Origin of the sequence: Streptococcus moroccensis (assembly GCF_030812835.1) — a bacterium.
Classification (GTDB): Bacteria; Bacillota; Bacilli; order Lactobacillales; family Streptococcaceae; genus Streptococcus; species Streptococcus moroccensis.
This window is the reverse complement of the sequence record NZ_JAUSTM010000005.1, coordinates 79,920-105,633: the sequence shown is the minus strand read 5'-3', so window position 1 is coordinate 105,633 and position 25,714 is coordinate 79,920. Positions and strand designations below refer to the sequence as shown.

The 25,714-nt window shown below is 41.2% G+C and carries 22 protein-coding genes; 3 read left to right on the top strand and 19 right to left on the bottom strand.

What is annotated here, in order from left to right:
• The first annotated feature begins 14 nt into the window (after nucleotides 1–14).
• Entirely contained in the window at nucleotides 15–1,160 is a 1,146-nt protein-coding gene (locus tag J2S23_RS03745) for a hydroxymethylglutaryl-CoA synthase (RefSeq protein WP_307121435.1), read from the top strand.
• Between the two features lie 187 nt (nucleotides 1,161–1,347).
• On the opposite strand, the gene J2S23_RS03740 is transcribed toward J2S23_RS03745, so the two are convergent.
• The 15 genes from J2S23_RS03740 to J2S23_RS03670 all read right to left on the bottom strand — a co-directional run bounded on the left by J2S23_RS03740 (nucleotide 1,348) and on the right by J2S23_RS03670 (nucleotide 15,957).
• Nucleotides 1,348–2,001: a CBS domain-containing protein gene (locus tag J2S23_RS03740; RefSeq protein ID WP_307121419.1), complete on the bottom strand. Its 654-nt coding sequence runs from the start codon at nucleotides 1,999–2,001 to the stop codon at nucleotides 1,348–1,350.
• 159 nt (nucleotides 2,002–2,160) lie between these two features.
• Nucleotides 2,161–2,802, bottom strand: coding sequence for an HI_0552 family protein (locus J2S23_RS03735; RefSeq protein ID WP_307121418.1), 642 nt, complete (start codon nucleotides 2,800–2,802; stop codon nucleotides 2,161–2,163).
• A gap of 35 nt (nucleotides 2,803–2,837) precedes the next feature.
• Nucleotides 2,838–4,304, bottom strand: coding sequence for a hypothetical protein (locus J2S23_RS03730; RefSeq protein WP_307121417.1), 1,467 nt, complete (start codon nucleotides 4,302–4,304; stop codon nucleotides 2,838–2,840).
• An 83-nt stretch (nucleotides 4,305–4,387) separates the two neighbouring features.
• Nucleotides 4,388–4,801: a hypothetical protein gene (locus J2S23_RS03725; protein WP_307121416.1), complete on the bottom strand. Its 414-nt coding sequence runs from the start codon at nucleotides 4,799–4,801 to the stop codon at nucleotides 4,388–4,390.
• A gap of 200 nt (nucleotides 4,802–5,001) precedes the next feature.
• The gene (locus tag J2S23_RS03720; RefSeq protein WP_307121415.1) at nucleotides 5,002–5,712 is read right to left on the bottom strand and encodes an ABC transporter ATP-binding protein; all 711 of its coding nucleotides are present in this window, start codon (nucleotides 5,710–5,712) and stop codon (nucleotides 5,002–5,004) included.
• Nucleotides 5,712–6,476: an ABC transporter ATP-binding protein gene (locus J2S23_RS03715; RefSeq protein ID WP_307121414.1), complete on the bottom strand. Its 765-nt coding sequence runs from the start codon at nucleotides 6,474–6,476 to the stop codon at nucleotides 5,712–5,714. Before J2S23_RS03715 ends, J2S23_RS03720 begins: the two co-directional genes overlap by 1 nt.
• Nucleotides 6,477–7,424 carry a branched-chain amino acid ABC transporter permease gene (locus J2S23_RS03710; protein ID WP_307121413.1) on the bottom strand — a complete coding sequence of 316 codons (948 nt, stop codon included), beginning with the start codon at nucleotides 7,422–7,424 and terminating at the stop codon, nucleotides 6,477–6,479. It lies immediately after the preceding gene.
• 1 nt (nucleotide 7,425) lies between these two features.
• A complete protein-coding gene (locus tag J2S23_RS03705) occupies nucleotides 7,426–8,295 on the bottom strand; it encodes a branched-chain amino acid ABC transporter permease (RefSeq protein WP_307121412.1) in 870 nt (289 codons plus the stop codon).
• A 104-nt stretch (nucleotides 8,296–8,399) separates the two neighbouring features.
• Nucleotides 8,400–9,593, bottom strand: coding sequence for an ABC transporter substrate-binding protein (locus tag J2S23_RS03700; protein WP_307121411.1), 1,194 nt, complete (start codon nucleotides 9,591–9,593; stop codon nucleotides 8,400–8,402).
• Nucleotides 9,594–9,706: 113 nt separating this feature from the next.
• A complete protein-coding gene (locus tag J2S23_RS03695) occupies nucleotides 9,707–9,985 on the bottom strand; it encodes a DUF2129 domain-containing protein (RefSeq protein ID WP_307121410.1) in 279 nt (92 codons plus the stop codon).
• Between the two features lie 194 nt (nucleotides 9,986–10,179).
• On the bottom strand, nucleotides 10,180–10,791 hold the full coding sequence (locus J2S23_RS03690; RefSeq protein WP_307121409.1) for an ATP-dependent Clp protease proteolytic subunit: 612 nt from the start codon (nucleotides 10,789–10,791) through the stop codon (nucleotides 10,180–10,182).
• A 382-nt stretch (nucleotides 10,792–11,173) separates the two neighbouring features.
• A complete protein-coding gene (gene upp, locus J2S23_RS03685; protein WP_307121408.1) occupies nucleotides 11,174–11,803 on the bottom strand; it encodes a uracil phosphoribosyltransferase in 630 nt (209 codons plus the stop codon).
• Nucleotides 11,804–11,884: 81 nt separating this feature from the next.
• Nucleotides 11,885–13,051 (bottom strand): MalY/PatB family protein, encoded by a 1,167-nt coding sequence (locus J2S23_RS03680; RefSeq protein WP_307121407.1) that lies wholly within the window; start codon nucleotides 13,049–13,051, stop codon nucleotides 11,885–11,887.
• A 1-nt stretch (nucleotide 13,052) separates the two neighbouring features.
• Complete coding sequence (locus tag J2S23_RS03675; protein ID WP_307121406.1) at nucleotides 13,053–14,144, bottom strand: cystathionine gamma-synthase; 1,092 nt, start codon at nucleotides 14,142–14,144, stop codon at nucleotides 13,053–13,055.
• A gap of 181 nt (nucleotides 14,145–14,325) precedes the next feature.
• Complete coding sequence (locus J2S23_RS03670) at nucleotides 14,326–15,957, bottom strand: putative polysaccharide biosynthesis protein (RefSeq protein WP_307121405.1); 1,632 nt, start codon at nucleotides 15,955–15,957, stop codon at nucleotides 14,326–14,328.
• 428 nt (nucleotides 15,958–16,385) lie between these two features.
• Between J2S23_RS03670 and J2S23_RS03665 the strand changes: the two genes are divergently transcribed.
• Entirely contained in the window at nucleotides 16,386–17,834 is a 1,449-nt protein-coding gene (locus J2S23_RS03665) for a UDP-N-acetylmuramoyl-L-alanyl-D-glutamate--L-lysine ligase (protein WP_307121404.1), read from the top strand.
• A gap of 82 nt (nucleotides 17,835–17,916) precedes the next feature.
• Here J2S23_RS03665 and J2S23_RS03660 read toward each other — a convergent pair whose 3' ends face one another.
• Nucleotides 17,917–18,627: a glucosamine-6-phosphate deaminase gene (locus tag J2S23_RS03660; protein WP_307121403.1), complete on the bottom strand. Its 711-nt coding sequence runs from the start codon at nucleotides 18,625–18,627 to the stop codon at nucleotides 17,917–17,919.
• A 140-nt stretch (nucleotides 18,628–18,767) separates the two neighbouring features.
• Between J2S23_RS03660 and queA the strand changes: the two genes are divergently transcribed.
• Complete coding sequence (gene queA / locus J2S23_RS03655) at nucleotides 18,768–19,796, top strand: tRNA preQ1(34) S-adenosylmethionine ribosyltransferase-isomerase QueA (protein WP_307121402.1); 1,029 nt, start codon at nucleotides 18,768–18,770, stop codon at nucleotides 19,794–19,796.
• 115 nt (nucleotides 19,797–19,911) lie between these two features.
• Here the strand turns inward: queA and J2S23_RS03650 are convergent, their stop codons facing one another.
• The 3 genes from J2S23_RS03650 to J2S23_RS03640 all read right to left on the bottom strand — a co-directional run bounded on the left by J2S23_RS03650 (nucleotide 19,912) and on the right by J2S23_RS03640 (nucleotide 25,703).
• Complete coding sequence (locus tag J2S23_RS03650) at nucleotides 19,912–23,250, bottom strand: GBS Bsp-like repeat-containing protein (protein ID WP_307121401.1); 3,339 nt, start codon at nucleotides 23,248–23,250, stop codon at nucleotides 19,912–19,914.
• Between the two features lie 190 nt (nucleotides 23,251–23,440).
• Nucleotides 23,441–24,112 carry an excalibur calcium-binding domain-containing protein gene (locus tag J2S23_RS03645; protein ID WP_307121400.1) on the bottom strand — a complete coding sequence of 224 codons (672 nt, stop codon included), beginning with the start codon at nucleotides 24,110–24,112 and terminating at the stop codon, nucleotides 23,441–23,443.
• A 121-nt stretch (nucleotides 24,113–24,233) separates the two neighbouring features.
• Nucleotides 24,234–25,703 carry a glucosyltransferase domain-containing protein gene (locus J2S23_RS03640; RefSeq protein WP_307121399.1) on the bottom strand — a complete coding sequence of 490 codons (1,470 nt, stop codon included), beginning with the start codon at nucleotides 25,701–25,703 and terminating at the stop codon, nucleotides 24,234–24,236.
• Nucleotides 25,704–25,714 lie beyond the last annotated feature (11 nt).

Below are 25,714 nucleotides of genomic sequence, written 5' to 3'. Positions count from 1 at the left end.
AGGTTATAAAAATGATAAAAATAGGTATCGACAAAATGGGTCTTGCCTTACCAAACTATGTTTTAGATTTAAAAGAATTAGCAAAAGCTCGCAACACAGACCCAGATAAATACACTATAGGTCTTATGCAAAAAGCAATGGCTATTGCTCCAGTCACCCAGGATATCGTGACCCTCGGTGCTGAAGCTGCTGCTCAGATTTTAACAGACGAGGACAAGGCTGCTATCGACATGGTTATTGTTGGAACAGAAACCGGCATCGATCAATCCAAGGCTGCTGCTGTCTACATCCATGGTCTCTTGGGTATTCAACCCTATGCTCGCGCGATTGAGCTCAAAGAAGCCTGTTATTCTGCTGCTGCTGGATTAGAATTCGCCCGCAACCATATTGCCAATCGTCCAGAGTCAAAAGTTTTGGTTATTGCAAGTGATATTGCTAAATATGGATTACATTCTGGAGGCGAGCCTACTCAAGGGGCCGGCGCAGTGGCCATGCTTGTTTCTGCTAATCCTAGTATCCTTGAACTCAACTGGGACAATGTTTACCAAACCAGGGATGTCATGGATTTTTGGCGACCAAACTATAGCCCTTATCCAGAGGTAGATGGTCGCTTCTCAACTGAGCAATATACAGATTGTCTCCAGACGACCTTTGAATATTACCAACAACAGACCGGTAAAACGTTAGATGATTTCGCAGCTGTATGCCTTCATATCCCATTTGCAAAACAAGGGCTTAAAGGCTTGCGGTCTCTCAAGCCATCTGAAAAACACGAGGAACGTTTCTTAGAGGCTATTGTCTATAACCAAGAAGTTGGTAATATCTATACAGGGTCGCTCTTCCTGTCCTTACTATCCCTATTAGAACAAAGCAATAACCTATCTGCAGGCGATGAGATTCTCCTATACAGTTATGGTTCAGGAGCTGTTTGTGAGCTTTTCTCAGCACGCCTCGTTGATGGTTACCGCAATCACCTCAACCCAAATCGTTTAGAAGAGCTGGCCAAGCGTCAAACGCTTTCTATCACTGATTACGAAGCCCTGTTCTTTGAGACTATTTCTCTTGATGAAAAAGGGAATAGCCCTGAACTACACCCTGATGATAGCCGTTTTGCCCTTCAAGGAATTGAAAATCATAAACGCATTTACCGCAAAAACTAATCAAATACTAAAAACGAGTTCCAATGCTGGGACTCGTTTTTGCTTGCCATAAGGGAATTAAATTTTTTAAACATCACTTCGAGACCTTGCTATCGGTGAATGATTCCTTCAGTTCTATCTATAGCTGTGTCGCTTAGTCTAAGGTTTGATTTTGATTAACGAGTACATCAACCAAAGAGAGTCATTACTACTGCTTGGATGAGGTTCTGACAATGCCATCTACTTCAAATCCATTTTCAGTGAATTTTGCTTTCAGTTGCTCCTTGTCAAATTCACCGTCTATTTGAACTTCGATAATAACTTTGCCATCTTTTCGAGGAATATTAACAGTGTGTGAGATATTGAGATTCTCTTCTGAAATAAGATGAATGATTTTTTCCAGAACACCAATACCATTATCAGTAATCAAGCGCACACGGACGCCATCTTCACCGTAACCAGAGACTTCTAAGAAGGCCTTAAAGACATCCTTATCTGTAATAATACCACTAATAACGTCGTGATCAACGACTGGCAGAACACCAATGCTGTGCGCCAACATGAGAGCTACAGCGTCCTCTAGACTCGCCAATTTAGAAACCGTAACGACATCTTTAATCATGATCTGACCGACCTTGGTCTTGTTTAGCAGGTAATTCATTTCATAGATAGAAAGGCTGGTCGCTTTGGATGGACTTGCTTCAGCAATGGTTCCTTCTGTTACCAGACCAACCAACTTGTCATTTTCAATGACGGGTAAGCGGTGAATTCCATGCTCTCTCATCAAATCTGCTGCAGATGCTACTGTTGTTTCAGGGCTAACGTAGATAACCTTTTTGGTCATAAAATCTTTAACTGCCATAAACGCCTCCTTTGAATTTCTATCATCATTATAGCATTTTTGGAAGCGTTTTGCTAGCTTTCATTAAAAGTTTTCACAGCTTAACGACTGAAGCGTCAGTTCTTTTTTTTTCTTTTTAAAAAATCATAAAACAAGACATAAAAAGAGTCTGCTTTAAAATTATTGAGTTATCCGGTAGTAAGGCTGTATGATTTCCCACCCTTTTAATAATTCCTCTTCTAAATCTTCAAAAGAGGAAAACTGACTTAAATCTGTGACATCATATTTGACCTGCACTTTACGGACACATCCTTTTTCGACAGATCCAACGAGAGCTTTGCGGTTTTCTTCTGTCATTTCCACTCTACGACTCGTCCCGTTTTCTTGTGCAAAATAGTAAAGACCATCTTGACATGGCAAGTCGAGAACTCGATTTAATCTTGAAAGGGTATCCTCTGCTAAGGAACGCTCAATGACACTTACCTCCAGCGAGATACCGAGACTTTTCGTATCCTGCAAGACTCTCAAAGCTATGGCAGGCTCTTGAGAGCTCCTTGTCTCCTCAATAAAATAGGCCCAGAAGTGTGGTCGCAGGATTTGCGCCTGGTTCATCCATTGGCTGGTCGCTTGACGATTAAACCCAGGAACCCTTTCTTCAAGAGCCAGCGCTAATGCTGTAAAAGCACTTCTGGCTTGTTGCCCTTGGCTTTTTAAACTTTCCATTTCAGGAGCATGCGGTCCCGCTTTAGCAGGAGAAACATACTTTTCTCCTTGATGTGCTATAAACGTCGAAAGTTTACTTAGTAACTCTTGGTAATCCATCACAACCTCTTTCTTTGGTTTAAGCCCATTTTGGTCTACTGGTAGCTATTATCTCTTATGTCAACTGGTGCATTGGACTGTAAATGAACCGGTTCAAGAACCCATTGGTCACTCGTTTGGTCCTTGTAGCGTGTCGCCAGAGTATTTTCAAAAGTGTTTCCAAAAATACTCGTCATGCCTACATAAGACGAATGCTGACCAACCGTTGCCCCGTAAGCGACCAATTCCCCTTGAGGATTATAGTAGGGTAAAAAGGCATTATGACTAATCGTGATGTTGTTAGACATCACAGGTTGACTAGTTGTCCAGTCATAGTTTGGATCAATCGCTCGCATCATGCCACCATCCCAACCAACTGCATTGTGAGAGGAATCCAGTTGAATCGCCTCAGCATAAAAATTATGGAGGTCGCGATCACCAATCTCAGTTACCTGTGTCAGTTCAGGTGCATAACCTTCAAAACGATTGCCGTTAAAGACGGAGTCTTGTAAGCCTCCTAAGTCAAAAATGTGGCTGGACATTTTATGAACCATGGAAAACTGATTGTTCTCAATTTGCCACCCATAGCCATGATTGGTCATAATCAACAATTGATTGCCATTAACCAAATCACTGGCTTTAAAGGTCAGCCCATTCATTAGGAAATGCGACACCCCGTCATAGCCGGTCACCCCAGTGGCTAACCCGAACCAACGGGCAGAGCCTTCAACGATTAATTCCGTATCCTGTCCCCGCAATTCAACATTTGACCGTAGCAAGAGGTATTCTGACTCCGGAGTCGCTGATCCAATACGGTACTGGCCCTTTGGAAAACGAACCACGACAAAGCTATACTGACTGGTTAAATCCATCGCCTCTTGAATCAATCGATTGTTTTCACGAGGAAGAGCTGCCGCCTCAAGCGGAATGTCATATACATAGGCTAACTGATGAAAACTAAGAGAATCCACAGTCTGTCCATCCTCAAGAGTCACCGAATAGGTTTCGTAACCATCTGTTTTGGTAATCGTTTCAACTCTAGCAGAACCAACTCTGTCTAACAGTTCCACTTCCTGCCCTAAGGCAAAACCAGTTGCTTCTTCAGCGAGAAAGCCCTCAGCAATGCCTGAGACCTTATCATCACGTCCAAAGTTCAGGGTGTAAACAATATTTTGTTTGTCACCTTCTTCTATCAGTTCCAAAGATTCAACTCTTGCTAGTCGATTGAGATAAGGTGATAGGGAAGAATCTCCGTCAATGGCTTCCGGACTGATGAGCACCTGTTGCCCTTTTGAAAATTTCCCCTCAACTTCAGGTTGCTCTTCCTTTTGAGGTGAGGATGCCAATGACCATTTTGGCCAACTGAAGGAAAACTTAGGGAGATGAAACTGTGGTGGATTTGTCACAAGATACACCATAAATAAGAGTATCAAAAAGACAGATAAACTCAGTAACACTCGTTTATCTCTTTTTCTAGCTCGCTCGCGCCTTAGTTCCTGTAACGTTTTTTTCTTCTGATCCACAATTATCTCCTAAAAAGCAATACCTCTATCTTACCAAAATAAGCACAAAAAAACACTTTTTTCTAGCGAAAAAAGCGGAGATTCTATAATTTTTCATGACGCCCTGGCTTATTGTCCCAGTCCAGTTTAAAGGACTTTCGAATAAAATAACAGTGAACGACTAAAGCCAGCCCAGCAATTAAAAAGGCCACCGGCGGTACCCAGATCCAAGGTAGGTAAAAAAGTGTTTCTCCAAACAAGAAGATTAAAGCACCTGTTAATACTATAAAAATAAGGACAGGTAGTAAACACCCCTTTAGCCATCCATTGGAGCCCAGATAGCGGACCAATGAACTGCCTAGAAAAACACCAGACGCCAAAATATGAGTTGAAAAAGCAAACTGTTCTGCTCCTTGAAAAAATTGAAGAACGGCATGTAGTACCATTACTAGGGCAATAAACACAAGGTAATCTCTTACCAGCAAGGACCAAATACGATTTTGTTTATCTGCTGTCATCAAACGCCTCCTCTGTGATTGCTACTGTTGCTTCCGAAATGGGAAACCTGATTCTACCAAGGTGCGAGACCAGATTCGACAGGAACAAAAGAGGACCTGCCCGTATCCGTCTCGTACTTAAAAAAATCTAGTCCTTTTATATTAGTATACCACCTAAAGCAACAGCCTTAAACAAAAAACCCGCCAAAGCGAGTTTAACTTTAACCACCGAGATAAGCCTTTCGAACGTCATCAGACGTGAGCAACTCTTGACCTGTTCCTGAGAGAACGATAGAGCCTGTCTCAAGCACGTAGCCACGATTAGAGATAGACAAGGCCATATTGGCGTTTTGTTCAATCAGAAGCACCGTCGTGCCCTGTTTTTGTATGTCTTGAATAATATCAAAAATTTCTTGAATAAAGATGGGTGCCAATCCCATCGATGGCTCATCCAACAGCAACAATTTAGGCGTTGACATGAGCGCTCGTCCCATGGCTAACATTTGTTGTTCACCGCCAGATAGGGTCGCAGCATCCTGATTTTTTCGTTCCTCCAAGCGTGGGAAACGGTCAAATACTTTTTTAAGATTCGCTTGGTTTTCGTCCCGATCTTTTTTCAAAAAGGCTCCCATTTCTAAATTTTCTAGGACAGTTAAGCCAGAAAACACATGGCGCCCTTCAGGAACATGAGAGAGTCCTGAGGCAACAATCTTTTGAGCAGGTACCTTTTGAATCTCATTGCCCAAAAAAGAAATGCTTCCGCTAGACGGGCGAACCAGGCCAGAAATTGTTCTTAAAATAGATGTTTTTCCGGCACCATTAGCACCGATTAGCGATACAACTTCGCCTTCATTCACTTCAAAGGTGACATCCTTAACCGCCTGAATGACACCATAGTGAACCGAGAGTTGGTCTACTTTTAACATTGACATTAGGCTTCACCTCCCAGATAGGCTTCAATCACGCGTTTATTGGCTTTAATTTCGTCTGGCGTTCCGTGAGCAATCAAACGGCCATACTCAAGAACATAGATGCGTTCCGTCACTTTCATGACCAGACTCATATCGTGTTCAATCAACATAATGGTCAGATCAAACTGTTCCTTAAGTTGCCGAATAAGAGCCGTTAATTCAGCCGTCTCTTGAGGATTCATCCCTGCAGCAGGTTCATCTAAAAACAAGATTTTCGGTTCTGTTGCCAAGGCGCGAACAATTTCCAACCGGCGTTGTCGCCCATAGGGAAGGTTCTTGGCAAGCGTGTCTGCTTCTTTGTCCAAGTCAAAGATGGCTAACAATTCCAAGGCTTTTTCTTTGAGGCTGGCTTCAGATTGGTAAAACTGAGGTAAGCGCAAGAAGGAAGCAAGGATATGAGACGAATGGTGATTTCCTAAACCTACTAAGACATTTTCTAAGACCGTCATGTTCTTAAAGAGGCGAATATTTTGAAAGGTACGGCCTAAACCTGCAGCAGCAATCTTATAAGGGGCTTTTCCATTCAGTAGTTTCCCATCTAAGGTTACTGTTCCTTCGCTTGGCTCATAAACACCTGTCAAGAGGTTAAATAGGGTTGTTTTTCCCGCTCCGTTTGGTCCGATAAGCCCAACAAGTTCTCCGCGTTCGAGTTCCAATGTTACATCTCCAACTGCTGTCAGTCCACCGAAGTGTTTGGTCAGATTTTTGACGTCAAGTAATGCCATCTACTTTTCCTCCTTTTTTTGAAACAGGGTGGACAAGGTCAATTCCTTGGTTCCTAGGAGTCCACCAGGACGGAAAATCATAATGAGGACCAGAGCCAAAGCATAGATAATCATCCGTATATCAGAAACGCTTTGAAGGAGTACATTAATAATCCCTAAAAGCACTGCTGCAATAATGGAACCAGTCATCGATCCCAAGCCCCCTAAAACAATGATAATCAAGACATTGACAGATGTCATAAAGGCAAAATCTTTAGGGACAATGGTTCCGATATATCCAGCTTGAAGGCTACCAGCAACTGCAGCGGTCATCGCACCGATGACAAAGGCTGCAACTTTTACTTTGGTTGTATTAACCCCCATAGACTCAGCTGCAATCTCATCTTCGCGAACAGCAATTGTAGCTCGCCCCATAGGGCTGCGTAAAAAGTTCATGATCAGCACAATAGAAATCACTGCTAATCCGAAGACCCACTGCCAACTCGTGAAGGGTGGAATCCCCATAATCCCAGCAGCACCATTGGTGAGACTACCACCATTGATGATTAAAATACGCACAATTTCTGCAACTCCAAGGGTCGCAATCGCTAAATAATCCCCTTTGAGTCTAAGTGTAGGAATACCCACTAAGGTTGCCACTAACCCAGCAATAACCATACCTATTACGATTGTCAAGACAAAGCCACCGTACGTTGGCATTTGTTTACCAATGATTGCAGTTGTGTAGGCACCGATGGCCATAAACCCTGCATGTCCCAGTGAAAATTGTCCAGAGAACCCTACAATAAGGTTAAGGCCTACAGCTAAAATAATATTTATTCCTATTTGTTGCAAAATTTGAACATAGTAAAAATTAATAACACCCGAGTTAATCAGGAGCGACAGTAAGACATAAAGGCCTACAACTAATCCTAGCCAAGCTAGGTTCGTTTTTAAATTCTGTTTCATACTAGACCTTCTCCTTTATATTTTTACCCAAAATTCCAGCAGGGCGCACCAGTAAAATTAAAATGAGTACCGCGTAAACGACCCCATCTCGGAAGTCAGACAGGCCAAAAGCGATAGCTAACGTTTCTAAAATACCGATAACAAAGCCTCCTAAGGCAGCGCCAGGAATAATGCCGATACCACCGAGGACGGCCGCAACAAAGGCTTTAAGACCTGGTGTCATCCCCATCAAAGGCTCGACAGAGTTATAGTATAGTCCAATCAACACACCTGCAGCACCTGCCAAGGCAGAGCCTAAAGCAAAGGTAAAGCTAATGGTCTGGTTAACATTAATCCCCATTAATTGCGCCGCATCACTGTCAACAGAAACAGCCCTCATGGCTTTTCCCATCTTGGTTTTTTTAACGATAAATTGCAAAAGTACCATCAAGACCAAGGAAACACCCAAAATAATAAGCTGAATATTTGTCACTGAGATAGGCCCTAAATCATAACTGACTGTCTTGATGGCTTGAGGAAAGGCCCGCGTATTCGCTCCAAAAAAATAGACCATGGTGTACTCGAGGAAAAAGGAGACCCCAATCGCTGTAATCAAAGCCGCGATTCGAGTTGATTGCCTTAATGGACGATAGGCTAAAAATTCAATGGTTACACCTAAAGCAGCCGCTCCTACCATGGCTAAAATCAAAGCCAAAAAGAAATTCATCTGAAATTGATTAATCAAGAAGTAGCCAATGAAGGCTCCCATCATATAAATGTCGCCATGAGCAAAGTTAATAAGCTTGATAATACCATAAACCATGGTGTACCCTAAGGCCAGAAGGGCATAAACACTTCCTAAGATAAGGCCATTCACAAGCTGTTGAATCATAGTGGCACCGCACTTTCTATCATCTTTTTTATTGTTTAGAAAACAAAGATAAATCAGTTCAGTAAGAACTGATTTATCAAGGAGATTATCTAACTGGTACCGCCTTATTTAGCCTCAAGGACTTCAACACCAGAGACTTTGCCATCTGTAAAGCTGATGACATAAGCAGATTTCACCACATTGTGGTTCTCATCCACAGACATGGTACCAGTTACACCTTCAAAATCGCTTAATTTAGCTAGGTTATCTTTAATATCAACGGAAGTTGATGCACCTTGAGCTGCTTCTGCTGCCATGTAGACAGAGTCATAAGCGAGGGCAGAGAACATAGATGGTTCTTCACCATATTTTGCAACATACGCGTCATAGAATTTCTTAGCTTTTTCAGAACCCTCAGTAGAGAAACCTGACAAGTAATGCACGTCAGTTGCTGCAGTTCCAGCTTTTTCTAAGAATACTGGGCTATCGAATCCATCAGGACCAGCAATTGGAGCATCAATGCCCAAATCGCGGGCTTGTTTTACAATTGCTCCTGTCTCTTCATAGTAACCTGGCATGATGATCGCATCAAAGTCAAGGCCCTTAATCTTGGTTAAAGCTGCTTGGTAATCTTTATCACCAGAAGCGAACGTTAAAGTTTCTACAATTTCACCGGTATAGGTTTCTTTGAAGGTATCCGCAACACCTTTCGCATAGTCACTAGAGTTATCATAGTAAAGAACAACTTTTTCTGCGTTTAAGGTATCTGTCGCATAACTTGCTAACAAATCACCTTGGTAGCTATCCACAAAGGTTGCACGGAAGAAAAATTCGTTGATCGTTGTCCCATCAGCGGCATAAACAAGGTTATCTTGTGTTCCAGATGGAGTAATCATTGGAACGCCACCACGCGTCACATTAGCGGTTGCAGCTGCTGCTGCACCAGATGTTGCAGGGCCAATGATAACATGAGCACCTTCCGTTACAAGACTAGTTGCAACAGTAGCAGATTCTGCTGTTTCAGATTTGTTGTCTTTAGAAATAACTTCTAATTCTTTGCCATCGACACCACCAGCGGCATTAATTTCTTCAACGGCCAAATCGGCACCATTTTTTTCAGTGTTTCCGTATGAAGCGACGTTTCCGCTTAATTCAAAGTTGTAACCAATTTTAATGGTATCCCCGATAGCGTTAGAGGCTGTTTGTTCAGAATCACCGGAATTAGAGTTTGAGTTGCTTCCTCCGACCTCTCCACAGGCTGCTAAAAAGGCAGCACTAGCAAAAGTCAAAAGGGTCATTGCTAATTTTTTTGATGTCATTGTGTTCTCCTATTAATTACTTCTTTTTTCCAAAGTATAACTAATATACACAATTGTCAGAAAATTGTCAATAATGAACATCCCAGAAAGCGTTTTTATTTTAAAAAGTTCTTCTAATTTTCTACTATGGTGACAGAATCTGAATCCCGCCAAAGGTTCCCCACAAAGTTTTGATCCAAATCTTTCAGATAAGAAGGGACAACTCGCTTAACAAATTTTTCTCCTGACAGTTGCTCAACCAGAGTTTCTACTTGGTCTTGATCAACATAGATGACGGCATACCGGCCTCGACGTGAGACATAAGCAATATCTCCTACCTGTTTTATTTTTTTGACATCGCGATAATAATTAAGGTAAACGACGATGCTTTTTCGTTCTTTTTTTTCAAACATAACCTACTCCTTTTCTTTCATTATAACAAAAAATAGCGTGAATGAATGCTAAATGATAGCAGTGGTTGACCTAATCTCCCTTTTAAAATATTCGAGCGTAGCTGATTAGGGGTCCTTTGACCTAAACCATTCGTGAAATGGAATCACTAAAAAAGGCCAAGTCTTAGACTCAGCCCACTAACAAGGTAAACCTCTTATTTTAAATCAGATGTTTCCATGATCGCATCGATAAACCCATAAGCAAGGGTTTCTTCAGCATCCATCCAGAAATCACGCTCTGCATCTTTGTGGATTTGTTTAACAGATTTTCCTGAGTTATCAGAGAGGATTTTCTCTAAACGTTTACGGGTTTTTAACAAACGTTCTGCCGCAATAGCCATATCAGTTTGTTGCGTGCCTGCAGCTGTTCCGCCCATTGGTTGATGAATGAGATACTCTGCATTAGGCAACATGAAGCGTTTCCCTTTGGCACCTGATGATGCAATGATCGTTCCCATAGAAGCAGCCACACCCATCACGATGGTTTGAACATCAGATTTGATGAAATTCATGGTATCAACAATCGCAAGACCAGCTGAAACAGAGCCACCAGGTGAATTGATGTAAAGATAGATATCTTTAGTATTGTCCTGAGCATCCAGGAAGAGCAGTTGAGCAATTACAGAGTTTGCCATATTGTCTTCAACGGGACCTGTTAACATGATGATGCGGTCTTTAAGAAGGCGAGAATAAATATCATAAGAGCGTTCGCCGCGGCTAGTTTGTTCAATAACTACTGGAATCATATCGTTCTCCTTTTTAGTCATAAGATAATACTTAAAATGTTATATTGCCATTATATCTTTTTGGTCAATAAAGGTCAAATTTTTAGCACGAATACTGCTGAGATTTAGGTAACAAGCCTGAGCCTGACTTTCCATTTCCTTTTCTGCTTTTATAAGGTGCTATCAGCTATCCTATCGTTCAGATACTGACAATCATGACAGGGTAATTCCAAATCTCAAAAGCCTCCGCTAGATAGCCTCATATTACGTATTAATAAAAAAACTGGACAGGGCCTTAATAACACCGTTACCTTGACCTTATCCAGACTGTTTATGGGTATTCTGTAATTATTCAGCAAGATGGGAAATCTTGAAAATAGAAATCTAACCTCAAGACCATTAAGCAATGATAGGACTGCTCGTCTTATTTTGTTCCAAAGAGACGATCACCAGCATCCCCAAGACCAGGGACGATATAACCATGTTCATTGAGTTTTTCATCTAGGGCAGCTGTGTAGATATCAACATCTGGATGTGCGTCTTGCAAGGTTTTAACACCTTCAGGTGCAGCAACTAAACAAACGAACTTAATATTGGTTACCCCACGCTTTTTAAGGGAATCCACTGCTAATACAGCTGAACCTCCTGTTGCCAGCATAGGATCAACGAGGAAAATCTGACGTTGCTCAATGTCAAATGGCAACTTAACCAAGTACTCTACTGGTTGAAGGGTTTCCTCATCACGATACATCCCGATATGCCCGACTTTAGCAGCAGGCGTTAAGCTCAACAAGCCATCAACCATTCCGATACCTGCTCTTAGAATAGGTACAATCGCTAATTTTTTTCCTGCAATTTGTTTTTGAACGGTTTTTGTAATCGGTGTTTCAATTTCGACATCTTCCACCGGAAGATCGCGCAACACTTCATAACCCATCAGCATGGCGATCTCATTGACCAGGTCACGAAAATCTTTGGTTGACGTTTCAACCCGACGTAAAATGGATAGTTTATGCTGAATTAATGGATGAGAAATAACTTGGAATTTTCCCATGATAGCCTCCTTAATCTATTCTTCTAAAATTATACCAAAAAAGACTTAAAAAGGCATGTGTCAATCGACACTTTTAAAAAGCTACTCATCCTTAGCCAAAACATTGACTAACCGACTGCACGCTTCCTGGATGACATCAAAAGGTGCTGCAATATTAAACCGTACAAATTGACGTCCAGCACTCCCAAACATCGTTCCCTCACTCAAGATCAGGCCTGCTTCGTCACGGTACTTAACCTTAAGTTCTTCGTCATTCAGACCATAAGCTGCGAAATCTAACCAGATAAGATAGCCTGCTTCTGGCACCATGACCTTAATGTTTGTCTGGCTTTCTAGTTGGTCCTTGACATAGGTGACATTTTGCTCTAGCACAGGCTTGAGAGCATCTAACCACCCTTCTCCGTGGGTAAAGGCTGCCTCAGTTGCCACTAGACCGATCGTTGCAACTTCGTGCTGATTATTAGCCATGCGGCGCTGTGTGAATTTTTTTCTTAGCGATGGATTAGGGATCAAAGCATAGCTGTTTTTGGTCCCAGCTATGTTAAAGGTTTTTGTTGCACTGGCTAGCGTAATTGAAATATCTTTAAAGGCATCATCGACTGTATTAAAACTAATGTGCTGATTGCCAAAAAGCGTTAAGTCACGATGAATTTCATCAACGACAATGAGAACATTGTGTTTGAGACAGATATTACCAATTTGGCTGAGTTCTTCACGCGTCCAGACACGGCCACTTGGGTTTTGGGGGTTGCAGAGAACGTAAACTTTGACATCATGAGTGATGATTTCTTGCTCTAATTGGTCAAAATCAATCTGATAGCGCCCCTCAACATTAACCAATTCATTTTTAACTAACTGACGATTCAACAGTTGAATTGTTCGAGGAATTGGCCCATAATAAGGCGTGTTAATCAAGATAGCATCGCCTTCTGCCGTCAAAGCCTGTAAAGCAATGGATAAGGACGGGACCACTCCTGAAACAAAGAGGATCTCTTCAGCAATTACAGTATTGCCATAACGTTTAGACTCCCAATCAATGACTGACTGGTAAAGGCTTTCTGCTTCATAGGCATAGCCATAATCATCTGATGCGACATAGTCTGCCATAGCTTGTTTGATTTCAGGAGCAATGTAGAAGTCCATATCTGCTATCCAAAGGGGCAGAAGCCTTTGGTCTTTCTCCACTTCTCTCCATTTGACGGAATGGGTGATCAGCCGATTTGGCCGTTTGGTAAAATCATAAGTCATATTAAGCCTCCAGTGCTTGTTTCAAATCAGCTATTAAATCGTCTGCATCCTCAATACCTATCGACAAGCGCAATAAGTCATCCGTCAAACCATAGCTGTGCCGCACCTCAGCTGGAATATCTGCATGGGTCTGAGTTGTTGGATAGGTGATTAGACTCTCGACGCCACCTAAACTCTCCGCAAAGGTAAAGAGTTTTAAGGTGTTAAGAATGGTCGGAATTTTCTCCTCGTCAACAACTTTAACAGAGATCATTCCCCCCTTACCTGGGTATAAAACATCTGTAACCTTCTCATGGTTTTGTAGAAAAGCAACCAATTTTTGAGCATTGCTCGTTGACCGTTCCATCCGCAAGGCTAATGTTTTAAGTCCTCTCATCAGAAGGTAGGAATCAAAAGGCGATAAAACTGCTCCTGTCGTGTTAAGGTTGTAGAAATACTGATCATAGAGTTCTTGATCGCTAGTCATCACAGCACCAGCTAACACATCATTGTGCCCAGAAAGGTACTTAGTTGCTGAATGAAGAACGACATCGGCACCGTCTTTAATCGGTGTCTGATAAATAGGGCTATAAAAGGTATTATCCACAATGACTTTAGCTGCTTTACTGTGGGCTGCTGTGACGATGGTCGCTAAATCATATTCCAGCATGAGCGGATTGGTCGGTGTCTCGACGTAAACCACATCGTAAGCTTCTGTAGCAATCTCAGCCAGTAATTCTTCCTCAGTATTCACATAAGTAAAGTGAAAACGACCTTCTGCTTCTTGCTGGTTGAACCATCTGAAAGACCCACCATAAAGATCTCGCACAGCTAAAATCTTGGTTCCAATCGGAAATACACTAAAGGCTAAAACAATGGCTGACATGCCTGAACTTGTGACAAGGGCATAGTCAGCATACTCAATGGCAGCCAAAGTCTTTTCCAACGTTGAACGGGTTGGATTTTTAGTTCTTGTGTAATCAAAACCGGTTGACTGGCCAAATTCCGGATGCTGATATGTCGTAGAAAAATGAACAGGAGTGACTAAAGCTCCCGTTTTTTCATCTGAATTAATTCCTGTCTGAGCTAAAATAGTCTCAATCTTATGGGTCATCTCTCGTCCTCCAATTTCTAATATCTATTTTATCACGAATTGAAAGGGTATAGGCATTTCCCTTTATTTTTATTAGAGATACCTAGCCATAGTTGTAAACTATAACATAAAAACCTCCAACAAAGGATACCAGTCCATGCTCACATGTCAATGGACTAGCTCACTGTTAGAGGTTTATTTATTAGGACAGTTTAAATTTTTTGCGCAGGGTCTCCGCCTTATTCTTTCCAATCAGGAAGTCAGCTGATTTGGTCGCTAAGCTCATGATGCCGTAGGCAATCACACCAACACTAACACCGATAACTAAGTGAACCACACTTGAAAACCGATCGGTGACTGGAAAAACAGCATTTAACCCGATTTCCACAATCAGTACAAGAACACCCATAACCAAGGTTTGCATCAGGACCAATAACCCGCGATTGAGAAGCAACTGATGGTTAAAGCCCGTAATACGCAAGGTTCTCCGGTACATCATGACAATTGGGACGCTTAAGCCAACAATCGTTGACAACAAGGGCCCATAGGCTCTAAAGAGAAAGATGAAGGGCAATTGAACAACTAGCTTAACCAAGGCACCATACAGGAAATATTTGACTGCATTTCGGTTTTCAAAGAGCGCTTGCAACATGGGAGCAAGGACTGTGTAAAACCCTAATACAAAGGTGCTAAGCATGGCGACAATAAATAAACTTAACGCCATGGTATCTGGAACATTGTAGAAGACTGTATAAAGTGGCTTTGCCAGTATAGTCGCCCCCACAACTGCTGGAAACAGAAAGACCATCAACATGGTTAAACTATTTTCAATCAAATGGGCAGAAGCTTTTTTATCCTTCTTGACAAAATTCTCTGTCAACAAAGGAATCCCAACTCCTCCGATTGCAATGGCGACAGAGATTAAAATCATATAAACCTTGTTAGGGTTGGCCGCAAAATATGAAAAGAGAACTTGTAATTCCTCATTAGTGTAATTCGAAAAGACTTCCATGGCATTGATAAAGGTGAATTGGTCAATCAATTGGAAAATCTGAATCGCAGCCCCTGTAATGATGAACGGAATGGCTTCTTTAACAGTTTCTAACAAGACCGCCTTGGTGTCCATTTTTTCGCCAACAGGTTTTTCTAAGAAAATTGGACCTACTAAATCAGCTTTCCAAAGGTAGTAGGCTAAAACAAGGACGCTGGCAATCATTCCGATGAAAGCCGCAAAAGTTGATTGGATAACCGCTTCAATATAATTCCCAGAACCCAACTTCATGATGAAGAAAGAGGCCAACAAAATCCAAATGACTCGAATAATTTGCTCTGCTACCTGACTGATAGCATAGGGTTTCATGTTGTTAAAGCCTTGAAAAACGCCTCGAATAATACTCATCGACGGGAAGATTAGCACTGCCCAAGACAAACTACGCATGACAGGTACAAGATCATCCTTAACCCCAGAGATTTCTGCAAATAGAGGTGCCCCTATATACATAATGCCTGCTGCAATGGCACCTAGCACCAACATAAATTGAAAGGCCGTCCGAACTAATTTATAGCTCATTTCAGGTCTATCCATGGAATTGTATTTTGAAATCTGTTTCGCAACAGCCACGTTAATCCCTGCTGTTGAAATGTTCAAGAAAATCGCATAGATGTTATACCCCATATTGAATAAGGCATTAGCTTGATTGCCATGTTCCCCCATCAACATAAACCAAGGGATAATGTAGATAACGCCTAAAAGCCGACTGGCAAAATTTCCCATCGTCAGCCATAAGGTCCCTTGGACCATCTTCTCTTGCTGTGAAATAGCTTGTTTTGACATGATTTTTTCCTTTTTAAGGATGACGAGATTAAGGCTTAAGGGCCAATAACAAGTCTCCAATATTGTTCAATAGTTGTTATGCAGAAGCTTTAAAGACAACCTTCTCAGATGACCTTGTGGTCGTAGACGTTTGGCCTTTCTCGATGGCTATCGTCGAAAAGCCTAACCGTCCTGACCGGGGTGCGTCAACGAAATCAAAGATTTCTGACTTACCGCCATTTTTCTTCGCTTTTCTTAACGGGCTTTGTATCCTATGAAGTCGAACACGGGCTAAAATCCTAGTAAAAATGATAAAGACTCCTTGTGGCTACAGCCACTGCGTCTCTTTCCTATTTTTATACGGATTTTTAAACGCCCTTTGTATCCTATTTATTATAAACTTTTCTTTGGGACTTGTAAAACTTTGACTTTAGTTTTACAATAGAGTCATGTTAAAAATTGAGTCTGTGTTACAAATTTTAAAAAATGACCATAATTTCCGTGAGGTGATTGCGGATGGTCATTATTATTTTGACTGGTCTGGTGTGACTTTTGAAAGCATTTCTTATGATAGTCGTCAAGCTAAGGCTGACACCCTTTTCTTTGTCAAGGGGACTGCTTTTAAGCGGGAATTTTTAGAGAGTGCTGTTGCACAAGGCTTGGCCTTTTATGTCGCTGAAAAAGACTATGAGGTTGGGATTCCTGCTATTTTAGTCAATGACATCAAGCAGGCCATGAGTCTCTTAGCCATGGCTTTTTATGACAATCCCCAAGATAAGCTGAAATTACTTGCCTTTACAGGAACAAAAGGAAAAACGACAGCTGCTTATTTTGCCTACCATATTCTTAAACAAAGCCACAAGCCTGCTCTTCTCTCCACCATGAATACGACCTTGGACGGTGAAACCTTTTTCAAGTCTCAACTGTCCACGCCTGAAAGCCTTGACCTCTTTGCCATGATGGCCCAAGCTGTCAACAATGGCAGGACCCACCTTATCATGGAAGTCTCCAGTCAAGCTTACTTGGTCAAGCGCGTCTATGGGCTAACTTTTGATGTCGGTGTCTTTCTAAATATCAGCCCTGACCACATCGGGCCCATTGAGCACCCTAGTCTAGAGGATTATTTTTACCATAAGCGCCTTTTGATGGACAATAGCAGAGCTGTGATTGTCAATAGCGAGATGGATCATTTTGACCTTGTAAAAGCTCAAGTTACTGACAGACCCCACGACTTCTATGGGAGAGATTCCGATAACCAAATCCTGACTTCTAAAGCCTTTTCATACGAGGTCAGTGGCAAGTTAGCAGGCACATACGACATCCAACTGATCGGTCATTTTAATCAGGAAAATGCCCTAGCTGCTGGTCTAGCCTGTTTAAGACTTGGTGCCACTCCTTCAGATATCCAAACTGGGATTGCCGAAACGCAAGTTCCCGGACGCATGGAAGTCTTAACTCAAGCTAACGGCGCTAAGGTTTTTGTTGATTATGCCCACAACAAAGACAGCCTTGAAAAACTGGTCCATGTTGTTCAAACCCACCAAAAAGGGAAGATTATCCTTATCATCGGCGCACCGGGCAACAAAGGCCAAAGTCGCCGTAAGGATTTTGGTGACCTGCTCAACACTTTGCCTGAGATCGAGGTCATCTTATCAGCCGATGATCCCAACTACGAGGACCCTGCCCTTATCTGTGAGGAAATCGCAGGCTACCTGACAAGACCCTATGATACCATTGTTGACCGTGAAGCAGCTATCCAAACGGCTATGACTCGCACGGCCACCCCTGATGATGCTGTTATCATTGCTGGTAAAGGGGCTGATGCTTATCAAATCATCAACGGTCAAAAAGACGATAGCTACCTCGGTGATTTAGAAGTCGCCCGCCAATACCTCTAAAAAATCGCTCCTCCTCTTAAAGGAGAGCGATTTTTATTGTCTGTTCGGTGATCTATATAGCATCTATTCATTACTATCCGTTTTATTCCCCTTTATACAGGCTAAGGGCGGCTTCATCGGCAATAATGGTCACATCTGGGTGACGCTGCAAGATAGAGGCTGGTAAGTCTTCTGTCACTGGACCTTCCAACAACCCTGCTATGGCTTCCGCCTTTTCAGAGCCATAAGCCATGAGAACAATAGCCTTAGCCTTCATGATGCTTGCAATCCCCATTGAAACAGCCTGCCGAGGAACATCTTCGGGATTATCAAAGAAACGGGCATTGGCCTCAATGGTTGATGGCACTAAATCGACCACGTGCGTTTGTTGGTCAAATGGCGTACCGGGTTCATTAAACCCTATATGGCCATTTCGGCCGATACCTAGAATCTGCAAGTCAATTGGATTATTTTGGATGATGACTTCATAGGCTTCTGCTGCTTCATTTAAGTCCTGGGCCTTTCCGTCAGGAACATAGGTCTCCTTAAAAGGCTTCGCCTCAAAGAGGTGTTTCTGCATAAAATAACGATAGCTCTGGTCATCATCTGGCCCTAAGCCCACATACTCATCCAGATTAATGGCCACTGCGTTTGAAAAATCAATATCGCTAGCGACTGCTTGCTTGTATAACTCAATGGGAGTTGACCCCGTCGCCAGGCCAAATACTTTTGCACCGTTGGTTAAACTTTCCCTGACAATATCTAAGGCAATCTTGCCACCTTCTATTTGATCTTGGACTTCAATAATTTTCATAAGCCACTCCTTTTCCTGTTATTATGCTAATTTTATTATATGGTATATACCAATTTTTGTCAAGCAGAATAAGATAGAAAATGGTATAATAGAAACCGTTGTGAGCTTGACTCGCAAAACTTGATTTGATAAGGACTATCATGAATACAGCTGATTTTGATTTTGAACTTCCAGAAGCCTTAATAGCCCAGACGCCCCTATTAAAAAGGGACAGTTCCCGCCTCTTAGTGTTAGATCATGAGAAACAAACCATGGTCGACCAACACTTTGATCATATTATCGATTACCTCAATCCTGGGGATGCCTTGGTCATGAACAATACCCGTGTTCTCCCTGCTCGTCTCTATGGTCAAAAACCTGATACCGGTGGCCATGTGGAACTGTTATTGCTTAAAAATACTGAAGGAGATGATTGGGAAGTCTTAGCCAAGCCTGCTAAACGCCTCAAAACAGGCACCAAGATTACCTTTGGAGATGGGCGATTAAACGCGACCATCACGGAAGAATTAGACCACGGTGGACGAATTGTTCGCTTTGATTATGACGGGATTTTTCTAGAGGTGTTAGAATCTCTAGGAGAGATGCCCTTACCGCCTTATATCCATGAGAAGTTAGAAGACAAGGATCGGTACCAAACTGTTTACGCCAAAGAAAATGGCTCTGCTGCGGCACCGACTGCTGGTCTTCATTTTACAGAAGAATTATTGGCCAAAATTGAAGCAAAGGGTGTCAAACTGGTCGAATTAACGCTCCATGTTGGTCTTGGAACCTTCCGTCCTGTCTCTGTGGGAAATGTTGACGATCATGAAATGCACTCTGAGTTTTACAGTTTAGGTGAGGAAGCAGCTCAAACTCTGCGGGACGTTAAAGCTGCTGGAGGACGAATTGTGGCCGTCGGGACGACATCAATCCGTACACTGGAAACCATCGGGACGAAGTTTGATGGTCACATTGTAGCTGATTCCGGTTGGACCAATATCTTCATCAAACCTGGTTATGAGTTTAAACTTGTTGATGCTTTTTCAACTAATTTCCATCTGCCAAAATCAACCTTGGTCATGCTGGTCGCAGCCTTTGCAGGACGCGACTTTATTCTAGATGCCTATAAACATGCCGTTGAGGAACAATACCGCTTTTTCAGCTTTGGCGATGCCATGTTTGTTCAATAATGAAATAAACCACAGTAGCTTTTGAAGTTACTGTGGTTTATTGGTTATAAAATACTTAATCTAATAGTTTTTATAGACTAAATTCGTTAGAACTATTATTCAATTTAATAAGAAGTTACTCAGAGAGTTGGATAAAGACAGATCCGTTATAGAAGTCTCCTGACCAGGTACTTGGTACACTTGTTAGGTAAGAAACATCATACCATCCATTTAATGATGGTGTATAAGGATCCATGACGTAAGTTTTACCATTTTGGTAGCCTTTGAGTAAAATTTGGTGAGTTGATGGAGAGCTGACAAAGACACTATGACCAACTGCCGCTGCAACATAATGACCATTTTGAAGAGCTTCGACAATTGCATTTTGACTTCCAAGAGCTTTTGTTTTCACTCCAAAATGATTAGCACCAAGGACGACCCCTTGACCGGTTGTTCCCATACCATGAATTCGGTTGAATTCCTGAGTATTATAATAGAGGTAAGATGCCACATCAACTGGTGAAACAGCATTTCCTGTGATACCTGATGCAGCCATAGCAACTACTGTCGGCACACAACCAGTCGCGTACATCGTGTAAGCGCCAAACATTCGGCTACCCCAACGCGTATCTCCTTGGTAATAATAAGGAGCTGAATAATTTGTACGGGCTACATTAACTGTAGTCGATCCAAGCAAAGTATTTCCATTGTTGGTCAAGTAGGCATGAATATGGTATGTCCCAGTTCCAGAATGATTTTGAGCATTGAAGTTAAAGCTATAATTTCCATTCCCATTCGAATAAGCTTCATACCAACGAATATCATCCTGATCACCAACTTCTGACCAAACCGCAACATTCACGCGCCCATACCCAGAAACATTACTCAGATTGACTGTATAAGATCCTGTACCATTATATGAAGTAGTTATAGATGCGTTATTTGTTGTATTATTCGAAGCTACTTCTGTTGAAGTACCAGAGACTCCAACTAACTGACCAGAACCTAGTCTGTAATACAGATGGGCATGGTATTTGCCATAACGGTTATGATGATCAGCTATGTTGACTGAGACATGGTAATTTCCATCTGACTGTTTAGCAGCATTATACCAACGAATATCGTCTTGACCTCCTGCATCTGACCAAATTGGAACCAAAACACTCGTAACACCACTTGGAGCATTAACATTTGAAATCAGCACTTCAAAACCATTACTCTTTTTAGAAATTGCGAGATTGCCAGTTGGAGATGAGTTTTGAGATTCGATTGATGTCTTTATTGAACCGATTCCTTTTAATTCACCATTAGCTAAACGATGGTAGTAATGAACATGGTAGGTTCCAGAATCAAATTTATGATTGCTAATTGAAACTGACACTTTATAGGTTCCATCATTTTGCTTGGTCGCTTTATACCATTGAATATCATCTTGGTCATTTTTTTCAGACCATATCGGTAACAAAATTTCTGATAGAACGTAACTAGGATTCACATCCTTAATGACAACATCAAAACTACCTGTTTGATTATTCTTGTTGACAATAGAGAGCGTTCCAAAAGAATTTTTCGTTTCGACGACTGTTGTTGCTGTGGAAACACCTTTTAAAGAGCCGTTGCTTAGACGGTAATAAAGGTGAGCATGGTAGGTACCTTGTTCATAATTATGATTTTTAATGTCAACAAGAACCTTATAATTCCCATCGCTTTGTTTAGTCGCTGTATACCATTTAATATCGTTTTGGCCGTCTTTATCGCCCCAAACAGGTACTAAAACATCTTTAATACCTGATTGGCTCGCTACATTAGTAACCAAGATTTCAAACTGACCAGAAGCATTATTGCTGTTTTTAATGCTAATATTTCCAGAAACAGGAGCATTCTGGACCGTATGCTTAATGCCTGAGACACCCTTTAGTTGACCATCGTTTTGACGGTAATAAAGATGAGCATGGTAGACACCTGTGTTTTGCTTATGGTTAGCAGGATTAACAGTTACACGATAAGAGCCGTCTGCATGTTTTTGAGCACTGTACCATTTGATATCATCTTGCCCATTCGCATCAGACCATACCGGTACCAAGACTTCTCTCAACCCTTGAGGGGCATAGATATTGGAAACCGTCAGTTCAAACTCTCCAGTTACGGTATTGTTTTTACTGACTTTGAGTGTTCCTGTGGGCTCAGCAACTGTTTTACTGATATTCGTTTGCGTACCACCCACACCTACTAACTTTTTCTTACGGTCAATGTAGTATAGGTGGATGTAATATTCCCCTAGGTCATTATTGTGATTTGAAATGGAAACAATCGCTTTAAAGGTGTCATCAGACTGCTTTTGAGCACGATACCATTCAATATCATCTTGGCCATTTTTCGCCGACCAAACAGGGAGAAGAACTTCTTCAACACCATTTTCCGTATCAGCGTTAGAAACGATGATTTCAAATGACCCATTATCCTCATTTTTCACGACTTTGATTGTCCCAGTCGTTTGAACTCCCGCTGTCGCATTTCGAGCAATCGCTTCTGTTCCGAAGTGGGAAACTTCCTCAGTAATCCTTGGAGTTGTACTGTTATTAGTATCCGTATCTGTTGATTTTTCAGTTGAACCCTTGCTGTCAGTTTCTTTTGAAGTGGTCGCCTCTGATGTGCTTTGGCTAACAGATGGTGTTGAGGTCACGTCCTTACCATCTAACGAAACACGGACACTCGGATTTTCAAGACGTGTTTTAGAAAGGGCATCTGTTTTAGAGGCAGACTCTGTTGTTGTTGATGACTCTTGCTCAACCTCTGTGTTAGTCTCTTTAGATGCTTCAGATGTTTGAGGATTAGGCTCTGCTGTGGTAGTGGCATCTGTTACCGTTTCTACTGTCGCAGTGGTTTCAGCTGGTTGATCAGTCTTCTCCTGAGCTGATTCACTAACAATATCAGCAGCAATCGCACGAGACGTCTCAGTTGCTGTCGTTACACCTTCAGTATTTGCTACAGTTTCAACTGCTTCATTGGACACATTAGCAGTTGGTTTTTCAGTTGTTTGTTCTTTTTCCCATGTGAAGTCATAGTCAGATAAAAAATCAAAGACATTGTTATGGCGTTCTAGGACTACCTTTGCGACAAAACTATTGTCTGTAAAATCATGCTTCTCGGCGTCCAATTCTACCGTATAATACCCATCTTTGTCTAATTTAGCTTCATAAGTATGCTGAAGACTTTCATTTGACTTAGAAGATACCGTCACTTTAATCTGATTAATATCAGCTGTTGAGAGATCTGTCAACCGTAGAACTGGTTTTCCTTCGACTTCAAGTGCTTGGATTTTTGCCGTAACTCGCTGGTTCACAGAAGTTGTTTCTTTTGTCTTTACGTAAATGGCTTGACCAGAAATCTGATCTGCATTCACTGCGTTTAAAGGTGTTAAAGCACCCAATATCACAGTAGACGAAAGGATTATAAATTTTGAGTAACGTTTCATCTTTCTTCCATTTCCATTTTAGTTTATCAGTATTATTATAACTTATCGACAAATCTGTGTCAAAAATTCATTTGAATGATAAGATTACATTTCAATGACATCTCCATATAACATAAAAAACCATTAGTTAACTCTAACTAACAGTTAGCAGTCACTAATGGTTTACAACAATTTTAATGAGAACAGAGTACTATGGTACCAATTCGCAAGCAACTCCATCCCCATCACGATCCAGGTGAGGACCATAACCTAGGTCGCCTCTGTAGAGAGGGGCTGCTCCAGCAGCTTTTACCTCATCACAGTTTTTATAGTATGGTTGTGTGCTAGTTGTAGGCTGACTTGGTGTCGATGGTTGTGGAGCTACATAGGGAACCCCTTCTCCCACTGCATTCCACGCAAGTCCTTCATAATGCCATCCAATGCTGGCAAGTTGATTGCTTTCCCCAGCACTTAAGGTATAGTGGTGAGCTCCAGAGATAGCGTTTGGATTGTACAATCTATGTAAAGATAGGTGACCACCTGATTTCCATGCCAAGCCTTCATAACGCCATCCAACTGCAATTAAATGATCTCTTTCAAAAGCACTAAGTGTGTAGTGATGGTCACCCGCATTTGGATTATAAAGTCGGTAGACATCTTCACCTTCTAAAGGAGCAATCCAACCGATTCCTTCATAATGCCATCCGACATTCACAAGATGGTTTTTCTCATTTCCATCTCGAGTATAAAAGTGTTCACCACTGTTAGGATTGTACAAACGGTACATTTCAACAGTTGAAGCTTCAACCGCAGATACATTGAATGAACTTTGGAAAAGAAAGCCAACAAATACAGCTACAAAGGTTAAAAACCACTTTTTCATAAAATTCTCCTTTAAAAAATTAGTTTTTTTTAAAAAAATACCTATAGAATTAGTATATCAAAAAATATAATAATTTCAATCCTATTTTTGTGATACTTGTAACTTTATTTATCATTGACTATTATTTTGTATAAACATATATCTCATTATTGAATTGATAGATATCCCAATTTTTATTGGATAGCAATGGTTCTAAATCATCCATATTGATGGTATTGAAATCTAATCCAACAAAATTAACATTTAAGTCAGTTAAGCTATTAAACCACATAAAGTTAGGCCAATAAAGACTGGCATTACTAGGAACTAAGTGTCTCAACATTGGAAATGCTTGGGCACTATTTTCAAAAACCTGAGAATCTTTTAAGAAAGAACTAATATAAACCGTCTGATTGTCTTCAGAGATGAAATTATTCAAATCATCTGCCAGCAAAAAACTACTGTTTTCAAAGGTTTGTTTTTGATTATCAAGAACACTAGCATACATGAAAGAAAATGAAACCGTATAGTATATGACAAGAACCGCTAAAGAAGATTTTACTGCATTCAATTTTGGCAAACTGGTTCTTTTTGTCAACTGTATCAATAGTAACCCAATGAAGAAGGCAAAGCCATAGGCATATCTTGGTCTATCATCTGCCAGTGGAGTTGCAAAAAACATGTATAGGCCGTAACTCATAATACTGCTAATCCCCAGTGATAATAAGGAGATAAAAAGAGAACAAATTTTAGACCGTTTAGAAGTCCAAACCCAAGTTACGATAGCTCCTAAAATAATCAAAAGAGCTAATAACAACCACAAACGATTACTTTGTAGTTTTAAAGTCTCAAAATACACACGGAGATTTTCGACAACTGCATGAGGCATATTCCTTAGTGATGCTATTTGAGTCGTTTCACCTCTTGATTCCAAATGGGGATTTAGCTTTGTTTGAAAGAAGAATGTCACTATCCCTGCAGAATAAGCTATAAAGCTCACTGCTATTTTTTTAAGGACATCAACAATCGGTTTCCCTTCTAAAATATCAGCAGTTACTAAAGCAAGTAGGGTCAAGATATAGATTCCAGATGATCCTTGGTAAGAATTACACATCAAGAAGATGCCTACAAAGGATGCCAAGGCAAAGTATTTAGGTTTCTGTCTATAAAAAACAAAGGGAAGGACAGAAACTAATACCGATAAGGAAATATATGGGGCATCAAACCTAAAGCTTAATGGTTCTAAAAACCAAGGATTGAGACCAAGAAAAACGGAAGCAATTGCTGCTGACCAGGAAATTTCTTCTCCATCTTTGAATAAATATAATACAGTAAAGCTTGTTAGTGTTAAGATGACTGCACAAAGTATAAAAGTTGTTAAGCCTGCATCCGCGAGGTGGGTGCCACCATGAACAAGGTAAGACGCAAATTCACTTAAAAATCTTGAATAATGTTCTGCAAAATTTGCAACTCCTTCTATCCTACGACCAATATCATCAATATAAGGGTAATTGACATTTCCTATCGCTATTAAAGGGAATAGATATAAGAAAAACACCACTAATATCTTTGTTTTATTTATGGAAATAAAGGATTCAATTTTATGTTTCATTTTTCTCTCCA

Coding starts and splice junctions, on each gene's coding strand:
- J2S23_RS03640 (WP_307121399.1), bottom strand. CDS start 25,703: ATGAAACATAAAATTGAATCCTTTATTTCCATAAATAAAACAAAGATA.
- J2S23_RS03710 (WP_307121413.1), bottom strand. CDS start 7,424: ATGAAACAGAATTTAAAAACGAACCTAGCTTGGCTAGGATTAGTTGTA.
- upp (WP_307121408.1), bottom strand. CDS start 11,803: ATGGGAAAATTCCAAGTTATTTCTCATCCATTAATTCAGCATAAACTA.
- J2S23_RS03725 (WP_307121416.1), bottom strand. CDS start 4,801: ATGACAGCAGATAAACAAAATCGTATTTGGTCCTTGCTGGTAAGAGAT.
- J2S23_RS03740 (WP_307121419.1), bottom strand. CDS start 2,001: ATGGCAGTTAAAGATTTTATGACCAAAAAGGTTATCTACGTTAGCCCT.
- J2S23_RS03665 (WP_307121404.1), top strand. CDS start 16,386: ATGTTAAAAATTGAGTCTGTGTTACAAATTTTAAAAAATGACCATAAT.
- J2S23_RS03735 (WP_307121418.1), bottom strand. CDS start 2,802: ATGGATTACCAAGAGTTACTAAGTAAACTTTCGACGTTTATAGCACAT.
- J2S23_RS03650 (WP_307121401.1), bottom strand. CDS start 23,250: ATGAAACGTTACTCAAAATTTATAATCCTTTCGTCTACTGTGATATTG.
- J2S23_RS03645 (WP_307121400.1), bottom strand. CDS start 24,112: ATGAAAAAGTGGTTTTTAACCTTTGTAGCTGTATTTGTTGGCTTTCTT.
- J2S23_RS03715 (WP_307121414.1), bottom strand. CDS start 6,476: ATGGCATTACTTGACGTCAAAAATCTGACCAAACACTTCGGTGGACTG.
- J2S23_RS03720 (WP_307121415.1), bottom strand. CDS start 5,712: ATGTCAATGTTAAAAGTAGACCAACTCTCGGTTCACTATGGTGTCATT.
- J2S23_RS03660 (WP_307121403.1), bottom strand. CDS start 18,627: ATGAAAATTATTGAAGTCCAAGATCAAATAGAAGGTGGCAAGATTGCC.
- J2S23_RS03695 (WP_307121410.1), bottom strand. CDS start 9,985: ATGTTTGAAAAAAAAGAACGAAAAAGCATCGTCGTTTACCTTAATTAT.
- J2S23_RS03705 (WP_307121412.1), bottom strand. CDS start 8,295: ATGATTCAACAGCTTGTGAATGGCCTTATCTTAGGAAGTGTTTATGCC.
- J2S23_RS03680 (WP_307121407.1), bottom strand. CDS start 13,051: ATGACTTATGATTTTACCAAACGGCCAAATCGGCTGATCACCCATTCC.
- J2S23_RS03675 (WP_307121406.1), bottom strand. CDS start 14,144: ATGACCCATAAGATTGAGACTATTTTAGCTCAGACAGGAATTAATTCA.
- J2S23_RS03690 (WP_307121409.1), bottom strand. CDS start 10,791: ATGACTAAAAAGGAGAACGATATGATTCCAGTAGTTATTGAACAAACT.
- J2S23_RS03670 (WP_307121405.1), bottom strand. CDS start 15,957: ATGTCAAAACAAGCTATTTCACAGCAAGAGAAGATGGTCCAAGGGACC.
- J2S23_RS03700 (WP_307121411.1), bottom strand. CDS start 9,593: ATGACATCAAAAAAATTAGCAATGACCCTTTTGACTTTTGCTAGTGCT.
- queA (WP_307121402.1), top strand. CDS start 18,768: ATGAATACAGCTGATTTTGATTTTGAACTTCCAGAAGCCTTAATAGCC.